The 17,969-nt window shown below is 61.6% G+C and carries 13 protein-coding genes; 4 read left to right on the top strand and 9 right to left on the bottom strand.

Annotated features, from left to right (window positions below):
• Positions 1–428 precede the first annotated feature (428 nt).
• From NCT04_RS34890 to NCT04_RS22380, 4 genes are all read left to right on the top strand, one after another.
• Positions 429–1,238, top strand: a complete 810-nt coding sequence (locus NCT04_RS34890) for an H-NS family nucleoid-associated regulatory protein (RefSeq protein WP_284509405.1) — start codon at positions 429–431, stop codon at positions 1,236–1,238.
• Positions 1,239–1,436: 198 nt separating this feature from the next.
• Positions 1,437–2,711: an extracellular solute-binding protein gene (locus tag NCT04_RS22390; RefSeq protein WP_250467773.1), complete on the top strand. Its 1,275-nt coding sequence runs from the start codon at positions 1,437–1,439 to the stop codon at positions 2,709–2,711.
• Positions 2,708–5,626, top strand: coding sequence for a bifunctional diguanylate cyclase/phosphodiesterase (locus tag NCT04_RS22385; RefSeq protein ID WP_250467772.1), 2,919 nt, complete (start codon positions 2,708–2,710; stop codon positions 5,624–5,626). Before NCT04_RS22390 ends, NCT04_RS22385 begins: the two co-directional genes overlap by 4 nt.
• 225 nt (positions 5,627–5,851) lie before the next feature.
• Complete coding sequence (locus NCT04_RS22380) at positions 5,852–7,687, top strand: diguanylate cyclase domain-containing protein (RefSeq protein ID WP_250467771.1); 1,836 nt, start codon at positions 5,852–5,854, stop codon at positions 7,685–7,687.
• Between the two features lie 4 nt (positions 7,688–7,691).
• On the opposite strand, the gene NCT04_RS22375 is transcribed toward NCT04_RS22380, so the two are convergent.
• The 9 genes from NCT04_RS22375 to NCT04_RS22335 form a co-directional block, all read right to left on the bottom strand.
• Positions 7,692–8,441, bottom strand: coding sequence for a tetratricopeptide repeat protein (locus NCT04_RS22375; RefSeq protein WP_244831924.1), 750 nt, complete (start codon positions 8,439–8,441; stop codon positions 7,692–7,694).
• A 29-nt stretch (positions 8,442–8,470) separates the two neighbouring features.
• On the bottom strand, positions 8,471–9,445 hold the full coding sequence (locus NCT04_RS22370) for a type II secretion system F family protein (protein ID WP_244831923.1): 975 nt from the start codon (positions 9,443–9,445) through the stop codon (positions 8,471–8,473).
• 8 nt (positions 9,446–9,453) lie between these two features.
• Entirely contained in the window at positions 9,454–10,440 is a 987-nt protein-coding gene (locus NCT04_RS22365) for a type II secretion system F family protein (protein WP_250467770.1), read from the bottom strand.
• Positions 10,433–11,815, bottom strand: coding sequence for a TadA family conjugal transfer-associated ATPase (locus NCT04_RS22360; protein WP_250467769.1), 1,383 nt, complete (start codon positions 11,813–11,815; stop codon positions 10,433–10,435). Before NCT04_RS22360 ends, NCT04_RS22365 begins: the two co-directional genes overlap by 8 nt.
• 3 nt (positions 11,816–11,818) lie before the next feature.
• Complete coding sequence (locus NCT04_RS22355; RefSeq protein ID WP_250467768.1) at positions 11,819–13,111, bottom strand: CpaE/TadZ family protein; 1,293 nt, start codon at positions 13,109–13,111, stop codon at positions 11,819–11,821.
• Complete coding sequence (locus tag NCT04_RS22350; RefSeq protein ID WP_244831919.1) at positions 13,108–14,520, bottom strand: type II and III secretion system protein family protein; 1,413 nt, start codon at positions 14,518–14,520, stop codon at positions 13,108–13,110. The genes NCT04_RS22355 and NCT04_RS22350 overlap by 4 nt, the downstream gene beginning before the upstream one ends.
• Positions 14,521–14,535: 15 nt before the next feature.
• The gene (gene cpaB / locus NCT04_RS22345; RefSeq protein ID WP_250467767.1) at positions 14,536–15,498 is read right to left on the bottom strand and encodes a Flp pilus assembly protein CpaB; all 963 of its coding nucleotides are present in this window, start codon (positions 15,496–15,498) and stop codon (positions 14,536–14,538) included.
• Positions 15,499–15,527: 29 nt separating this feature from the next.
• Positions 15,528–16,034: a TadE/TadG family type IV pilus assembly protein gene (locus NCT04_RS22340; RefSeq protein ID WP_244831917.1), complete on the bottom strand. Its 507-nt coding sequence runs from the start codon at positions 16,032–16,034 to the stop codon at positions 15,528–15,530.
• 109 nt (positions 16,035–16,143) lie between these two features.
• Positions 16,144–17,859, bottom strand: coding sequence for a ShlB/FhaC/HecB family hemolysin secretion/activation protein (locus NCT04_RS22335; protein ID WP_404989381.1), 1,716 nt, complete (start codon positions 17,857–17,859; stop codon positions 16,144–16,146).
• Between the last annotated feature and the right edge of the window lie 110 nt (positions 17,860–17,969).

Here is a 17,969-nt window from a genome sequence, read left to right as displayed (position 1 = left end):
ATGCAGGTTTTGCCGCATGGCAGCCTTCTTGACCTCCGGCTAAGACTTTCTGCGCAGGAAAGGTCCTGTCGCTTCGAGTACTAACGGCACTTTCGGCGCAGAGTTGAGGCTCTATTTCGCAAGAAGCATGAATGGGAATAATAGCCGCGAAGCTAGCGGTTTTTTAATTCGTAAGAAGAAATAGTGGCAACCGTTTTATCAGGCGGTAAGCCTTGCGAGGCGCGTCGTCCACGAGTGCGCGCTAAAAATGCTTCGTCCTCTTTAGCGAAACACGCTTTGGTTCGCGCAACGTTCACGTAAGCGAATCTTTATATGCGTGACGGGCAAGCTTAAAGTCCGGCGCCGCGTCATGGACTTTATGAAGCGAGCTTTTATGCGTCCCGATTTGATGGCATAGTTCAGCACAAACATTCCAAAGGAACTGCGCCATGACGACCATCAAGCAGATTCAATCGAGAATACAAAAGCTGCAAAAGCAGGCCGATGCCATCATCGCAAAGCAGGCGCAGAAGGTGGTCGACCAGATTCGCAATCTCATGCTCGAGCATGGGCTCACAACATCCGACATTGGAAACGCCGCGCGCAAACGCAGACAGGGCACGGCGCTCGCATCGAAGGACACGGGCGATCAAACCGGGTCGGCTGGCAATAGCAAAGTCGCGGTCAAATATCGCAATCCGAAAACCGGTGAAACATGGAGCGGCCGCGCAAGACCGCCGAAATGGATTGCGAGCGTGAAGAATCGCAGCAAATTTCTGATCGATAAAAGCGAGGCTTTAGCAAGCAGTGTCGTCAAGACGGGCGCCAAAAAGCGCGCTTCCAGCAAAAACGCAGGCGTCGCGCAATATAGAGATCCCGAGAGCGGCGCGACTTGGACCGGACATGGCCGCGCACCTGGCTGGATCGCAAGCGCAAGCGATCGTTCTGTTTATCTAATCGGCAAAGCGGCTAAGACTGCTAAAAAAGCCGTGGAAAAGAAAGCGGCCGTCAAGAAAACCGCAGCAAAGAAAGCGGCTGTTAAAAAAACCGCCGTAAAGAAAACAGCGGCAAAGAAAACAGCGGCAAAGAAAACCAAAGCCAACGCGGCAAGCAAGACGGCACGCAAGGCGCCGACCGCGACAAAGCGCGTCGCGGTACCGCGAAAGAAATCGGCCGCGAGCAAACCGACTGGCGCGCTCGATCCGCAAAACGGCGCCGCATCGTCCACGCCCGAGAGCAACCAGGCGTCCGCGGCCTGAAGTCAACGAGCATCGCTGTCGCGCAATAGCGGCGCGCAGTCACTAAAGAACTGAAATTGTTTGCCGATAAGCAGTGCTGGTGCTGCATCGGCAAATTGCGTCGCGACACCGCTGCCGATCCGGTCCAACAACAACACAAACACAACGAGCGAAGCGCAAGTGCGACGAATCGGGCTTGCTTCCCTGCTGGCGGGTTTCTTGAGCCTGATACTGCTGTCCTTCGCGGGCTGCCGTCAGGACGACCGCGCCACGTCCGCTGATCCCGCGAATGACGCGGCGGCCGCGCACGAGGTCACGACGATCTCCGCGCTCGTCTGGGCGCCCGACTGGACGGAAGAAATGCTCCAGATCGCGGCGCAATTCAACAAGTTGAATCCCGATATCCGCGTGAACGTGCAGTTCATGATCGGCAATTCGGTCGAAGAAAATATCAAGCCGCGCGTGGCATCGGGCAATCTGCCGGATTTCGTGAGCGTCAATCCAAACGCTTACGCCGCCGAATTGGCCGATCAAGGCATTCTCGCGGATGTCGGGAATACGGCGGCTTGGAAAGCCATGCTCACGCCGCTCAAGAGCGATTGGACGAGCCGTCAAGGCCGGCACTTCGGCATATCCGGCGGCGTGGCGACGACGCTCATCTATTACAACGAGGCGATGTTCGCACTCGCCGGCATAAAACAGCCGCCGACCAATTTCCGCGAGTTTCTCGCCGCCTGCGCACAACTCAAACGCGCGGGATTCACACCGATCATGTGGAACGGCGGTTTTCCGAACATGCTCGGTAATGGTCCTTTCGGCTCCGGCTTCGCGGATAACGTCGTAGCCCGCGATCCGGCATGGAAAGCGAGAATCGCGGACGGTACGCTCGATCTGAATACGCCCGAAGTCGCCGATATCTTCTCGAACATTCTTTTATTGCCCGCGCGTCACTACGTGCAGGACGGTTATATGGCAACCGATTACGACGAAGGCATCCGTCTATTCAAGGACGGCGAAGTCGCGATGGCGTTTCATGGAAGCTGGGCCGCCGGTCTTTTGCTGCACGGCAATCCCTTCGAAGTCGGCGTATTCGTGCCGCCGTGGAATGCGCCGGGCAAGGAAGCGGTGCCGGTCGTCGGCAGCGAGACGGGCTTCGCGGTTTGCGAAACGGCGAATAAAGCGGCTGCCACGCGTTTCCTGGATTTCATCGCGGGCAAGGGCTTTTCGGTGATGCAGAGAAAACGCCGCAATATCGCGCCATTCACGCAGGCGTCGGACGCCAGTCTGAGCGATCCGAAAATTGCCGAATACACCGTCATGGTCAGTCATTACCCCGTGACATCCAGCCCGTATTATTCGGTGCTGCCGTCCAATTCGATCGAGCGGCTGCATCGTCTGATGCAGGATGTGCTGCTCGGAAAGATCACGCCCCGGCAGGCCGCGCGCCTCCTGGATGAGTCAGTCAAGAACGAAGCAAAGATGCATTACAAATGAGCTCAATCCTTGGTTCGCTACGACGCGCGTTCGAATTGCTGTCTCTAGATCTTCTGAGACGCGTCGAGATTCGCTATCGCCTGATCGCGGCATTCATTCTGGTTGCGCTGCTGCCCATTCTGATTTCGGGCTATATCTCCTACGTGGAATCGACGGCCGCGATCAAACAGAATGCGGAGATGTTTTCGAAGGAAGTGGTGAAGCAGGTATCGCGCAATATCGCGCTGCGCATGGAGCAACTGGAAACGGAAAGTGCATTGCTCGTGTTGTCGGATCGCGTGCAGGGTGCATTGACCAAGGCTGCGAATGGCAGCGCAAAGGAACGCAGCGAAGCGCGGCAGGACATGACGCGCCTCTTGCTGGATCACTATGGTTCGCTCGGTTATATCAACCAGAAGTATTTGCTGGATCAGCATAACCGCATCATGGATACACAGGCGTTCGCGCAATTGTCGCGCGGCGTCACGCGTCTCGTCGCCCAGGTGCCCGATCGTAACGGACGCCCTTATTGGGGCAGTTATGACGACGGCGTCGGCCAGCAAAATCTTGGCATGGTGCGCGCGATCTTTGGCAAGAACAACAATCGGCAAATCGGGAATCTCGTGCTGGTGATTCGCCCCGAGCATTTCTCGACGATCTTCTCCGACGTCGCGCTCGGCAACAAGACCGAAATCTATGTACTCGATGCCGGCAACAACAAGGTGATCGTGCGCGCGGAAGGCGGCGCGAGCACCGATGCATCCGCCGCGAAAGACCTCGTCGAGAAAATCGCGCACACGCGGGATGGCGCGCAGCCGAACGGCTTCGTGCCCTTCGAAGGCTCGCGGCAGGACCGCTATTTCGCGGCTTACACGCGCATTCCCGGCACCAACTGGTTCGTGGTCAGCACCATTCCCGAGGAGAAACTGACCGCGCAAGTGCAGTCCGTGCGCAACCAGATCATGCTGGTCGGTATCTCGGGCTTTCTGCTTTCGATCATCCTCGCGTACTTCATCTCTTACAGCATCTCGGCGCCGCTCAAGGACCTCGTGCGCAAGATGAACGATGCCGGCACCGACGCAGGCGCGCCTTCGCAAGACCATACGGACGACGCGAAAGACGAACTCGGCCGGCTCGCGCAACGCTTCGAGAAAATGCGCGAAGCGATCAAGCAGAAGATCCAGAAGATCAACGAGATCAACACGACGCTCGAACAGGCTGTCATCGAACGCACGGCGGAACTGGTGACGCGCGAACAGGAATCGCGCACGCTCATCACGAACTCGCCGGACACGATCACGCGATACGACCGCAATCTGAGGCGTATCTATGCCAATCCGGCGTTCTGTGCGTGGACCGGGCGCAATCCTGGCGAACTGCTCGGCAGGCGGCCTTCCGAAATTCCCGGCGGTCCGAACGCGCAACTCTACGAGGAACGCGTACGCGAAGTGATTGCGAGCGCGCGAAGCGCGCAATTCGAACTGCGCGCGGTGACGAGCGACGGCGAGGAGCAGTGCACGCACTTTCGCCTGACGCCGGAAATCGACTGGTCGGGCAAGGTAATCTCCGTGCTCGTGGTGGGCCGCGATATCTCCGAGCGCGTGGCTTTCGAAGCGACCATCTGGAAGCAGGCCAACTTCGATGCGCTCACGCATCTTCCCAACCGGCAGATGTTCCTGAGCCGGCTGGAATACGAAGCGCGCATGTCGCGTCTGTCGGTGCGGCGCATGGCGCTGATGTTGATCGACCTCGACCGCTTCAAGGAAGTGAACGACTCGCTTGGTCACGACACGGGCGATGTCCTGCTGATCGAAGCCGCGCGCCGCATCACGTCCTGCGTGCGCGGCACCGATACGGTCGCCCGTCTGGGCGGCGACGAATTCACGGTGATCGTGCCGAACGTGGATGACGACAGCGAAAGCATCGAAGAGATGGCGCGCACGATCATCGACACCTTGGCGGAGCCGTTCACGCTCGGTCCCGACGAGGCGTTCATTTCCGCAAGCGTGGGTGTGACGTTTTATCCGGACGATGCGGGCGAACTCGACGTGCTCTTTAAAAATGCCGATCAGGCGATGTACGCGGCCAAGAACGCCGGGCGCAATCGCTTCAGCTACTTCACGCCCGACCTGCAAGTGGCGGCGGAAAAACGCCTGCGGCTTACGAGCGATCTGCGCACCGCCTTGGCCGAAGAGCAATTCCGCGTCTATTACCAACCGATCGTCGATCTCGCGACCGGGGAAATTCATAAGGCCGAGGCGCTGATTCGCTGGCTGCATCCGGAACGCGGCACCATCAGCCCGCTGGAGTTCATTCCGCTTGCCGAGGATACGGGGCTGATCGTGCCCATCGGCGACTGGGTGTTCAGGCAGGCGGCGCATCAGGCGCGCGACTGGCGCGAGCGCTTTCATCAAGACTTCCAGATCAGTATCAACATGTCGCCGGTGCAGATTCGGCACGACAGCCAGATTTGCACGGAGTGGTCCGACTATCTCGCCCGCCACGGCATGTCCGCGCAAAGCGTCGCGGTGGAGATCACCGAAGGTCTGTTGCTGCATGCCGAAGCAAACATCGACGAAAAGCTGCTGGCTTTCCGCGATGCGGGCATCCGCATTTCCATCGACGACTTCGGCACCGGCTATTCATCGCTGGCTTACCTGACGCGCTTCGACATCGATTATCTGAAGATCGACCGCTCGTTCGTGCACAACCTCGATTCCGACCGGGACAACCAGGCGCTTTGCGAAGCGATGGTCGGACTCGCGCACAAGCTCGGCCTGAAGGTGATTGCCGAAGGCGTGGAGACGATCGAGCAACGCGATTTCCTCGCGGCCGTGGGCTGCGATTTCGCGCAAGGTTTCCTATATTCGGAGCCCGTGCCGCCCGCGCAGTTCGAGCTGCTGATGTGGCCCGACGCGGTGATCGTCGACGTTTGAACTTCACGAAGCGCCGGATAAACGGCGTGAAAAAGCCCCTAATCGGCGAATTGGTTTTCATTCGAGAACGTTAGAGTGCGATGCAAGAAACCCCCGTTGCGTCGCCAGACAGCGCAACGGTTCATCGCAACCGTAACGAGCATTCGACCGATCGTGAATACATGGCATGTAGCGCCGCTGCCCGCGAACGAAAAAAAGAGGCTGCGATTATTGCGGAGTATCGACGTGCTCGATACGCCGCCAGAAGAAGTATTCGACCGCATTACGCGCGTCGTCGCGGAGCTGTTGCAGGTGCCTATCGTGCTGGTGTCGCTCGTCGATGAACACCGGCAGTGGTTCAAGTCGCGAGTAGGGCTCGACGTGTGCGAAACCGCGCGCGACGTATCGTTCTGTTCGCATGCGGTGCATTCCGAGGCGCTTCTCGTCGTCGATGATGCCCTCGCGGATGAACGCTTCGCGAGCAATCCGCTCGTCACGGGCGAGCCCTTCGTGCGCTTTTATGCGGGCGTGCCGCTGCGTTCGGCCGAAGGTCTCGTGCTCGGCACACTCTGCGCCATCGATACGAAGCCGCGCACGTTGTCCGCCAATCTGCGTGCCGCGCTGTGCGATCTGGCGGCGACAGTCGAGCGCGAACTCGTGCAACGCGAAGCGGCCCGCGATACGCGCGAAGTCCAGGAGAACGACCGCCGCCGTTTGAGGCTTTCGGAAACGCGCTTCCATACGATCTTCCAGCAGACGCCGACGGGCAAGGCTATCGTCGATCTCGACGGGCGCTTCATCGAAGTGAATCCGAAGCTGTGCGAGATCACCGGCTACAGCGCGAGCGAACTCGTGCACATGACCTTCCAGGAGATCACGGAAGAAGCGGACCTTGCCGCCGACTTGCAACTCGTCGCGGAACTGCTGAGTGGTGCGCGTCAAACGTATTCGCTTGAAAAACGCTATCGCAAACGAGATGGCGGCACCGTGTGGATTCACCTGAGCGTCGCGCTATTGCGTGATCACGACGGCACGCCGAGCCACTTCGTGAGTGTCATGCAGGACATCACGAGCCGCAAACATAGCGAGCAGCTTTTGCGCGACTATCAGCAGGAACTCGAGCGCCGCGTACTCGAACGCACCTGCGAACTGACGAGCAGCCGCATGGCGTTGCAGACGATCACGGACAACCTGCCGATTCTGATCGCTCACGTCGATGCGAATCTCTGCTACCGCTTCAACAACGAGGTGTATCGCGATGTATTCGGCTTCGATCCCATGGCGCTGCGCGGCAAGTCTGTTCGCGAGACCGTGGGCGATGAAGTTTTCGAGCGCAGTTATCCGCTGTTCCAGCGCGTGCTGGCAGGCGAGCGCGTGACGCATGAGGATATCGTCTACAACGTGGAATCCGGACGTGTGTGGAGCGCGACTTATATTCCCGACATGGAGCGCGGCAAGGTGGTCGGCTTCTATGTGATGTCGCAGGACATCACGGAGCGCAAGCAGCGCGAGAATCAAATGCATTCGGAAATCATGCTCGATGCATTGACCGGCCTGCCGAACCGCCGCGCGTTACAAGAGCAGCTGTCGCTGGCGGTGCACTCCGCGCGCGATGAAGAAATTCCGTTCGCGCTCTTCTTCATGGACCTCGACGGTTTCAAAGCCATCAACGACCAGTACGGTCACGACGCGGGCGATGCCTTGCTGAGACAAGTCGCGCACCGCCTGAAGAAAGCGACGCGCGCGACCGATCTGGTCTGCCGCCTCGCGGGCGACGAGTTTGTCTTGCTGGCGCGCGACATTGCATCGGCGAGTGCTTGCAGCCGTATCGCGCAGGATATCTGCCGCGCTATCGGCAAGACGTTCGATCTGGGTCAGCGCGAGGCGCAGCTCGGCACGAGCGTGGGTATCGCGATGTGCGCGGCGGGTTATGCGACATCCACGGAAACGATGCTCGCGGAAGCCGACCGCGCCATGTACGAAGCCAAGCGCAAGGGCCGCAACGGCTTTCGCTTCGCGCCCATATCGGCCGAAGCCGAACTCGCGGCGCGGCGCGTGGCGGCCGTCAGCGCCGCGGCGTAGTTCCTCACAGCGCTGCGCTGGCCATGCTTGCCGGGCGATGCGAGCGCGCCGCATCCGCGACGCGTTTTGCATCGTCGGCAATAGCCTGCTGCGCGTTCGGCGAAAACTTCTGCTGCGTCATCAGGCTCTGCGCATTCGCGGCCTGACCGCTCGCGAGCAGATACAACGCCACATTGCTCATGGTCTTCGTGCTGTTCGGCGCGAGTTCGGACGCCTTCATCAGCGGCACGCGCGCGCCCTCCACATCGCCTGCACGCAGCAGTGCATAACCGAGATCGGAAAGAATCGGCGCATCGGTCGGGGCGAGATCGGAGGCGTGCGCGAATTGCGCGGCGGCCGCGTCGAAATCGCCTGACTGACCCGACAGCAAGCCCAGTCCACGATAGCCACGCGCGGCGAGCGGCGTCGACAAAAGCGCTTCGTACGCGGTGCGGCTCGCGGCCGCTTGTCCCGTCTGCCGCAATGCATCGGCGCGGCGCAAGGTGGAATCGGCGGAGCGGTTGAAGCGCTTCTCGTAAGCGTCGATATGCGCGAGCGATGCATAGAACATCCCTTCGCTCTGCATCTTGTCGATCAACGCCAGATACATACCAGGCGTGTCGGGCAACGCGCTCTCACGGTTCGTGCGTTCGAGCGTTGCTTCGTGCTCGGCCTGCGCGCCGAGACCATAGCCGCGATCCTGCTTCGAGGCGCATGCGCCAAGCAAGGCACAGAGAAGAATGGCGCCGATGCGCGCGTGGGTCGTGAAGTTCATGTCTGATCTCGTTGAAAAGGTTGGCCGCGTTACCTGTGTAAGCCGGCCAGCGAATGGAATACGGCGATGAAGCCCGGCCCCGCCGTCATGATGAGAAGCGCGGGCAAGAGCGTCAGCACCATCACGCCCGTCATCTTCACGGTCAATTTGCCGATGCGTTCGCGCAGGCCCGTGCGGCGCATTTCGCGCAGCCGGTCGCCGAATTGCCGCAGCGGTTCCTGCACCGCGCCGCCATGCTGTTCGATTTGAATCATGAGGCGCAGCACGGCGGCGAGATCGTCGCTTTCGTAGCTCGTGGCAAGGCGTTTCATGGCCTGCTCACGCGTGCGGCCCGTCGCGTATTGCCGTTGCGCGAGCGCGAGTTCCTGCGTGAGAATCGGCATCACCTTGGCAAAGTCGCTGACGATGACCGAGATGCTCTGATCGAGCGAAAGTCCCACGCCCTGAAGGATGCGCAACAGGTCGACGAACATTGGCAATTCACCGATGATCGACCGTTGCCGCTTCGTTGCCTTGCGCTTCACATACCACTTCGGCGCCATGAAGCCTACGAGGAGCGCGGCGAAGCACGTCAGCATGAAGCGCGAGCCGTGCACATTGCCGTGCGATGCGAACACGACGAAGGCCGGTAGCACGATCGATGCAACGAGCCGCGCGGCGAGAAAACGGGCGCGGGAGCTTGCATCGGTATGGCCGCAGCGGTCGAGCAGGCGGCGGTCTTCGTCGGCGACGATCATCCGTCCGAGCCGCGATTCAAGCCACTTCGAGCCGACGACATGAGCCATTCCCGTGAGCGAGAAAAAGCGCGGAAATGGTCGCCGATTTGCGTCGTCTTTTTGCACGGGCGCACTCTGACGGTCGAGCGCGCGTTCGAGCACGCCGGACGCGCGGCGCGAGCGTAAGGTCCGCGAGAACGCGTTCACGCCGATAAGCACGCAACCGAGTGCGGCGGCGACGGCGGCAAGCGCGATAACGAATTGAGCGGGCACGATGCTGTTGTCCATGTGTTGTTTCAATCGCGCAGACGCGCGAGGCGATACAGCAGGAACGCGCCGAGCGTCTGCAGAGCGAACGCGCCGTAGACGAGCTTCTTGCCGAGCACGTCCGTCCACATTGCATCGAAATAGGCGGGGTTCAGCAGGATGATCGCGGCGCCGAGTCCGACCGGCAGCGAGCCGAGTACCCACGACGAAAGCCGCGTCTCGGTGGATAGCGCGACGAGTTCACGATCCGCCTGTTCGAGATCGCGCATGAACGCGGCCATGCGTTCGAGCATTACGTCCGAGCGGCCACCGAATTTGACCGAGATGCGCAACACCGAGCCGATCAGTTCGAACTGCTCCACGCGATACATGCGCGCGACGGCCGTCAACGCCTGATCGATATCCGCGCCGCCCTTCAGACGCGGCATGACCTGTTCGAGGCACTCGCGCAATGGATCGTCGGCGGATGCGGCCGCGCCCTGAAAGGCCGCCGGAACGCTATTGCCGATGGTCACGAGCCGCACGATGCCTTCGAGAAACGAAGGCAACTGGCGCACGATGCGCTGATTGCGTTTCTGCGCGCGCCACGTGAGGATCGCGTAGAAGCCGACCGCCGACATCGCGATGGCAACGAGCGCCATCACCATGCCGATACGCGTCCAGCATACGAGCGCCGCCACGCCAGTGAACGCCGCCCACATGGTGAGCGCCGCGCGCGGCTTGCGCACGCTTGCGCGGTGAAAGAGCGCGCCGAGTTCGCCCATGACGCGCTCTATCGCGCGATGAACGTCGCTGCGCGGCGCGACGGCTTCACCCGCTTGCCGATGCTGCGCTTGCGCCACGCGCGCGGAAAGCGGCGGCAACGGTGTCTGCGTACCTGCCGTTTGCATCTGACGCGTGAAGAAATGCTGCGCGAGGCGTGCGTCGCGTTTTTGCAAGCCGCGCATCCACAGCAGCATGCCGCTTGCGGCGCACAGCACGGCGATCATGCAGACGAGTGCGATTCCGCTAGACACCGAAGCCTCCGCTGAAATTGAAGCGGCCTTCTTGCGGCGGGAAGTCTTCGGCGCGCGTCAAGGCGGCAAGCGACTGACGGAACTTCGCGAGCTTCGGTGAATGCGGTTGCAGTCCGAGCGAGGCCCAGTTGTCCGTATCGACGCCATCCGCCGACGTGACCGCTTCATAGTGATAAAGCTCTTGCGTCGCGATGATGTCGTCTGACAGGCCGGTCACTTCCGTCACCGAGAGAATGCGCCGCTTGCCGTTCGAGAGCCGCCCGATTTGCACGATGAAGTCGATGGCATTGGCGATCTGCCGGCGCAAGCTGGCTTCGGTGCCCTGAAAGCCGGCAAAACCCGCAAGCATCTCCAGTCGATAAAGACACTCGCGCGGCGAACTCGCGTGCACGGTTCCCATCGAGCCATCGTGGCCGGTGTTCATCGCCTGAAGCATTTCGAGCACTTCGCCGCCGCGCACTTCGCCCACGATGATGCGGTCCGGCCGCATCCGCAACGTATTGCGCAAGAGATCGCGGATAGCGACGACGCCCGCGCCATCGAAGCCGCCCGGACGGCTTTCGAGCCGCACCACATGCGGATGATTGAGCGACAACTCGGCCGTGTCCTCGATAGTCACGACGCGTTCGTGCTTCGGAATGAAGAACGCGAGCGCGTTGAGCAGCGATGTCTTGCCCGAACTCGTGCCGCCCGAGACCAAAATATTGCAGCGCGCTTCGACGGCAGCCTTCAGCACCGCCGAGATGTTTTCATCGAACGTGCCGTTGGCTAGCAGATCGTCGGGACGCAAAGGGTCGCGGCGAAACTTGCGGATGGAGATTACTGGTCCGTCTATCGACAACGGTTCGATGATCACGTTCAGGCGGCCGCCATCGGGCAGACGCGCGTCGACCATCGGGTTCGACTCGTCGAGCCGTCTGCCGATAGGCGCGAGAATGCGCCGCACGATACGCAGCAAATGCGCATTGTCCGCGAAACGCACGGGCACTTTTTCGAGCATGCCGTGACGCGAAACGTACACGTCGCTATAGCCGTTGATGAGGATGTCTTCCACGGCGGCATCGGCGAGCAAGTCTTCTATCGGGCCGAAACCTGCGAGCTCTTTAGTCAACGCGGCGGCGACCAGGCGCACTTCGCTTTCGTTGAGCGGTATGCGCCGTTGCCGCACGAAGCTGTCCATTTCCGTATCGACGAACTGTTGAATCGCCTGACGCGACCAGCGGCCGAACTCGGCGCCCAATTCCTCGATGCGCGTAAGCAGATGCTCGTGCGCGGCGCTCGCCACATCTTGGAACTGTTGCGAGTGAGCGAAGGCCACGGTTTCGGGGCCTGCTTCGCTCGCGAAGGCAACATCCTGATCGAAGGAAGAGATCATCGCTTAGGCTCGCTTGAAAAGTCTGGCCGACAAACGGGCGAGGCTTGCGGGCGCGACATCGTTCGACGCGCGCACGGGCTCTCCCGCGAGTTGCGCGGCGAGGGCATCGACGGCGCGGACGTAGGGATCGGCGGGCGCGGTATCGCCGAGCAATTGACCTTGATTCACCGCGCGCACGAGTGCTTGCGCACGCGCGGGCAACGTCGCCACGAGCGGCAGCCCAAGACGCGCGGCGAGCGCCTCGGGTCCGAGATTGCAGGCCGGATCGTGCTTGTTGACGATGAGTTCCGGCTTGCGATGACTCGTGCTTTCGGCATCGCGCGCGCTTTCGAGCGCCGTGCAAAGACTCGCCGCCGATACCGCCGACGCGATGTTGGCATCGCAGACGAGCCAGAGCGTGTCGGCGGCTTCGATCAGATGGCTCACGAATTCGAGATTCGAAAAGCCACCGAGATCGACGACCTGATGATCGAAGAACGCGCGCAAGCGTTCGAGCGTTTTGACCGCGGCCGCGTAAGAGACGGTGCGCATCTCGGCGAGATCGGCGGGCAGCGTCATCAACGCAAGGCCGCTCGCGTGACGCGCGAATGCGGTATGCACGAAGGTTTCATCGAAGCGGCGCAGGTTGTGCACCGCGTCGTGAAAATGCAGTTCGCTGCGCGTGTCGAGCAGCAGCGTGCTGTCGGCGGCGGGCAGGCCGAGGTCGAGCAGCGCCGCGCCCTGGTTGCGTTTGCCAAGGCGTTTTTGCAGCAGCACCGAAAGGTTCGCTGCAAGCGTGCTGACGCCCGCGCCCGTGCGTGCGCCGAGCAGTACCGTGAGCTTGCCGCGCCTTGCAGGCGCGCTCATTGCCGATGCTTGCGCCATGATGCGGCTCACCATGTCGAGCGCGCGCAAGGCGGCGATCTGCATGGCTTCGGGCGTCGCGTGGCGGGGTTCGATGTCGAGCAGATCGCGTGCGCCCGCGCGCATTGCGGCAAGCGCGATTTCACCGACGGCTTCCGAACCGAGCGCGATCACGGGCAGCAATGGAAACGCGCGATGAACCTCGGCGACGAGCATCGTGGCTTCCACGGGCGTATCGAAGTCGATGAACACGAGCGCGGGCGCGGCCGATGCAATCTCTTGCACGAGTTGCGCCGCAACGGTCGAGGCGAGCATGACTTCGCCTACCGTGGCGAGCGCGGCGGCGAGACGCGCGATGCGTCCGGGTTGCGCGCTTGCACACAGAAGTCGAGGGCGTGCGCGCTCATCCGCCGATACGGCTTCAGGCGCGAAGCTTTGCGTGGCTGCGGTCATTTGGAGAATCCCGGTGCTTCGTCATCGGATGCCGCGCCTGCCGCGAAGCTGCGCCACACGTTGCCGTCGCGTTGCTCGGACGCGCCCGGCAACGGCGGCACGGCTGCGCCCTTCGCGATAGGCGTGACGAGATGCGGCGTGACGAGAATCACGAGTTCGCGATCCGTCTGCGAGTACTGCAAAGTCTTGAAAAACGTGCCGATGATCGGCAGATCGCCGAGCAGCGGCACCTTGCTCACGTTCGATGCGGTCTCGCGATCCACGAGTCCGCCGATCACGAAGCTCTCGCCATCGCCGAGTTCGACGGTGGTTTCGGCGCGGCGCGTGGTGAGCGCCGGCACCGAGACGCCATCCAGCGTGATGGCGTGTGCGAAGTCGAGCTGGCTTGCTTCGGGCGCGACCTTGAGCGCAATGCGATGCGGTCCGAGCACGGTCGGTGTCAACGTGAGACCCACGCCATACGGCTTGTACGTGATGGTCGTGGTGCCGAGCGACTGCGGCACCGGCACGGGAATTTCACCGCCTGCGAGGAAGTTGGCGCTTTGTCCGGAGAGCGCGACGAGCGTCGGTTGCGCGAGCACGCGCGCGAGATTATTGCTTTCCAGAAGGCTCAAATTGGCGAACAGACCACGCGAACTCGAATTGAGCAGCAGGTTGAACGCGGCGCCGATGGGCGAGGCGGACGTGACATCGAGTGTGCCGCCCGCATTGCGCGACGCGCTGCCGAGTGAACTCGGCGCGAACGTACCGAACGCAAAGCCCGCGTTGTTCTGCGAGAACAGGTTGAAGCCCGCTTCCTTTAACACCGACTTGCTGAACTCGACCACTTTGACATCGACCTGAACGACGCTCTTGGTGGCAACGATGGAGGTATCGACGACCGCGCCGTCCTTGCCCACCGATGCCTTCGCCGCCGCGACCGCGCGTTCATGCGTTTCCATCGTCGCGGCCGAGCCTTGCACGAGCGCCGTGTTGCCGAGCACGTTGACGGTGGGCGTCGCGCCATCGACGAGTGCCGCGCTTGCTTGAGACTCGACTTGCACATGCCAGGTGAGCGGCGTCTTGCGGCCTGGTTCCCACAGCATGACGTCGGTGTTGCCGGGCGCTTTGCCGACCAGCATCACGCCGTCGTTGCCCTTCAGCACGAGCACGTCCGCGACGGCTGGATCGCCCACGGCGACGCGTTGCAACGCGCGTCCCAGCATGAGCGGCTTCTGTGCGCCGCTGGTCAGTTTGATGGCTTCGGCTTGCGCGGGCGACTGGTTTGGCGTCGTCTGCGGCTTCTGTGCGTTCGGCTTCTTCGAGGACGCGTGCGAATGACGCGCTTCTGCGGGCGTGGCCGCAAGCATCGAGAGTGCGCAGGCGAATGCGATACGACGCGCGGCGCGGGAAAGAGGAAGTTGATACATGATCTCGATGGCCAATCAGGGGTTCGACACGGTTTCGCTATGCGAGCCGCGAATGACTTCGATGCCGCTCGCCGACGCGACCTTGCGCGACGCAACTGCACCGCCGGTTGCGAGCGCGGCGGGAAGCGGCGGGAGCATCGGCGCGCCGGCGAGCATTGCGGAAGCTGGTGGCGCAGGGCGCGATGTGCCGCCCGAAAGTGTCGCGAGCGAGACGCCCGCCGCAGCGCGCGCTATCGGCGACTGAGCGGATGCATTGCGTGCCTGCGAGTCCGTGCTGGCCGTATCGGCGGGGTTACGCAGCGCGAGCAAGAGACGGCCGCTGTTTTCTGCAAGCGTGAGCGTGTCGATGTCGTCGACGCGCACGCCGAGCACGGCGGTACGCGCGGCCGTTGCATGGTTCGTTGCGTTGGTGGCGTTAGCGGCATTAGTGGCCGCATCGTTCGCGATGACGCTGTCGCCAAAGCCGAGCACGCGCACTTTCGAAAGCAGCAAGCGTGCGTGGCTCGCGGGGATTTCTCCGTCCGTCACGGAATCGCGCTTGAGCACGACGAAGACATCGACGGCATCGCCCGGCTTCACGAGATTGTTCACCGCGTTCGATTCGTCGACGCGAATCGCGATTGCGCGCTCGCCCGGTTCTATAGCCGCCGTGAGTCCGCCCGCGAGCACACCATCGGTCAACGCGCTGCCAGCCGGGACGCGTACAACCGGCACACGGCCAAGCAATATGGATGCCGAACTAAATGCATCCGTGGGCAGAACGGCTTGCGCCTGCATGGTGAGATCGTCGGCGGTGAGCGCCTTGCCGGGCAAGAGATCGTGCGCCGCGACGATCACCGTCACCGCGGGCGAACCGGCCGGCATGACGAGTGGCGCGCGTGACGCGGGCGCGGCGCGCGTCAACGTGACGGCATAGAGGCCGAGCAGTGCAGCCAGCGCGAACAGCGCGATTGCAATGATGCGGGAAACGTTGGCCATGACATCGGTTCTTCAAAAAAAGTCAGCGTTCAAAGCACGCTGTCGGGATTGAGTTGCACGCTCGCGTTCGCCGTGAGTTTCGCCGGCAACGCTAGCGATAAAAGCGGCAGCGTCGGTACGAGCGGATTCGATGCGTAGTCGTAAGACAGCGCGACGGCGACGCATTGCATCGTCGTGTCGTAGGTACACGGCGCGCGGCTTGCCGTACACGTCGATGCAGAGCCGAGCCAGTTCTTCAGGCCGTTAGCCGTGGTGCAGGTTGCAGCTGTGCGTAGATCGAGCGCTTGCGCCGCGGTGGTCGCGCCACGCTGATAACGCAACGCGGCGCGCGCACCTTCTTCCGCCGAGAGCGTGAGCGACTGCTGCGCGACGAAGATGAGGCTATAGGTGACGATCGCGTAGAAGATGAGAAAGAAGAGCGGAAACACGATCGCGAATTCGAGGGCCGTGGCGCCTTCTTCATCACGCGCGAAACGCGGCACGAAGCGACTTGCGGTCGATTCGTCGTGCGTGTTTCGGATCGTGGTGTCGTTCATGGTTCTCTGCTCGCCAATGCTCTGTTATGTTCGACTGCTAATAACTACTTAACGGTACTGAGTACCTGTCCTTGAGCGCGATAAACGCCGTAGAAACAGGCCTTATCGCTCAATTCAACTGGTACGAGAATGTCGCGTTGACACGCGGACTACGCGATGAACTTTCGATGGGCGCATCGCCTATGGCACGCGCCACCGAGAGGTCGATGTTGTAGTGCTTCGCATCCGAAATGCGGAAGCCGATGCCCACCGAAGACAAGCGACGCGGCGTCGGCGTACCGCCATGCAGGAAGATGCGCGCCATGTCGACGGATGCATACGGCGTGAGCGATTTCAAATACGCCCATTCGAGTGGCAGCGGCCGGTTCACTTCGAAGGACGCGCCCCAGCCCGAATCGCCCGACACTTCGCCCGGTTGATAGCCCAGCGCGAAGCGCTGTGCACCGAACGAAATCTGTTCGGAGGTCGGCAAGGTATCCGGCGAGAACTGCCCCGTCATGGCGACCACCGTGCCGATCTTGAACGGCCAGTCGTTGGTCTGCGTGTAGGTGGCGCCCGTGCGCAGGAAGGTCAGCGAAACCGGGTTCTGCAGTTGCAGGCCGACGATGTTGCTTTCCGCCGTCTTCGATGCGCCGAGCACATCGAATGCCTTCGCTATCTGAACATTCACACGACGCGTGACGCCTGTCTGAATGCCGGTGTAGTCGAGCGACAACTGCGCGACGCGAATTTGCGAACGTTGCGTAAGTTGCGGATTGCCCGCGACAATCATGTTCTTCAAGCGGTCTTCGTCATGCGTGGCATACACGGTCGCCGTGCCGAGCAGACTCTTCGAGTTGCTCAAAATGAACGGATAGATCGCCGACAGCGCGAGCTTGTCGTTCACCACGGTGCGCTCGATATACGAAGGCAGGCCGGGGTTATCGACTGGATGGCCGTAGTAATGCGAGGCATCGACTTTCATTGCGAAGCCGTCGGAACCGACGGGCGCCATCGCATTGATGCCGTAGTAAGTCGAATCGTTGCGGCCCTTCGGTGCGAGCGCGGATGCCGTGATCGATTCGCCGAGTCCCAGCAGCCCGTTCTCCGTCGCACTGAAAATGCCCTGCAGCCCCGGATGATTCACGTCGATACCCGTGCTCACGTTGAAGCGCTTGCGCGTGACGTTGAGCTCCATCGTCGTGGCGCCGTTGGTGTTCTGCGGCGGCGCGACGGTGGCATCGATCTTCGCGCCGGGAATCATGCCGAGCACGTTGATATAGCGCTCGAAGGTGGCTTGACGCAAGGGACGGTCGGCGGCAATGCGCTCTGCGATCGCACGAATGCGCTTCTCGAGATTGCCGGGCTCGCCCTTGATCTTGATGTCCGATACGTAGCCCTCGACGATCGTCACGCGCACGACGCCTTTCTCGAAGGTCTGCGCTGGCACGAACGCGAACGAGAGTGCGTAGCCGCGTTCCTTGTAGAGCGCGGTCACGCCGTTCGCGGTTTCCACCAGTTGCCCGATGGTGATGTCGGTGCCCACGAACGACGTGAAACGTTTGGCGACTTCATCGAAGGGAATCGACTTCACGCCTTCGATCTGAATCGACGATGGCGTGATGTGCCGCGCGAGCAGCTCCTGAAGCTGTTGTTGCGGCGCCTTGACTTCGACTTCGACCGAGGGCGGTCGCGCCGGAGCGTTCACTTGCGGTAAAGCGTCGAGCGGGTTGCTGCCGACGCTCGAGCGCGGCGCGGCGGCCGGTGTCTGGGCGTGCGCAATCTGCGTCATTGCGAGTGCGGCCACGAGTGCGGTCGTTTTCCAGGTACCCATTTCAGTTCCGATTCTCTTCGTATGTCGTCTGACTGTTGATCGCGCGACGCACGCCTCGCGAAGTTGCGGTGATTTGCAGCTTCGCGAGGCTGCGTGTCTTGCTTCGTGCTTCGTTGCTTCGA

The sequence above is a fragment of the Caballeronia sp. GAFFF2 genome, assembly GCF_023631485.1.
Lineage (GTDB): Bacteria > Pseudomonadota > Gammaproteobacteria > Burkholderiales > Burkholderiaceae > Caballeronia.
The sequence above is the reverse complement of the archived record's forward strand: the minus strand, read 5'-3'. Positions and strand labels throughout refer to the sequence as shown.